Source organism: Gaetbulibacter sp. NE (assembly GCF_025548475.1).
Taxonomy (GTDB): domain Bacteria; phylum Bacteroidota; class Bacteroidia; order Flavobacteriales; family Flavobacteriaceae; genus Gaetbulibacter_B; species Gaetbulibacter_B jejuensis.
Genome location: NZ_JAOQHY010000037.1, coordinates 1 through 446 on the forward strand (window position 1 = coordinate 1; position 446 = coordinate 446).

The 446-nt window shown below is 27.4% G+C and carries 1 protein-coding gene; it reads right to left on the reverse strand.

The features are described from left to right. The coding region (locus OD803_RS14495; RefSeq protein WP_262734072.1) for a hypothetical protein at positions 1 to 446 on the reverse strand (446 nt) is incomplete at its 5' end.

Genomic DNA, 446 nt, shown 5'->3' on the forward strand with positions numbered 1-446 from the left:
TTAGTTTTTTTTCTTAATATATTCTTTCGATGCTTTTTCAATCCAATTGTCATTACTCCAAGTAAATTCAGATTTTAATGATTTAGAACCGTTCTTGAGTGCAAATTCAATTAGCAAATAACTTCTAGTTCTGTGTTTAGAAATTTGTTCTTTCAGATTTTTATATTGTTTTATAAAAAAAGGATAGAATTCAGTCAAAACTTCAATCCAAAATTCTATAGAATCTTCGGAACTCCAAGCATTTTTAGCGAATTCTTGAATCATATTAGATTCAGGTTTTAAATCCTCGAATATTGAGCTTAATTCATACTGATAACCGTCTTTTATATTGATTAAGTTTACCTCAATCGCTCCATATTCACATAAGAAAACAACATTCCAATCATTACTCGAAAAGCGCACATAATAATCATTCTTAATTTCAGATAACGACAATTTATTATCAT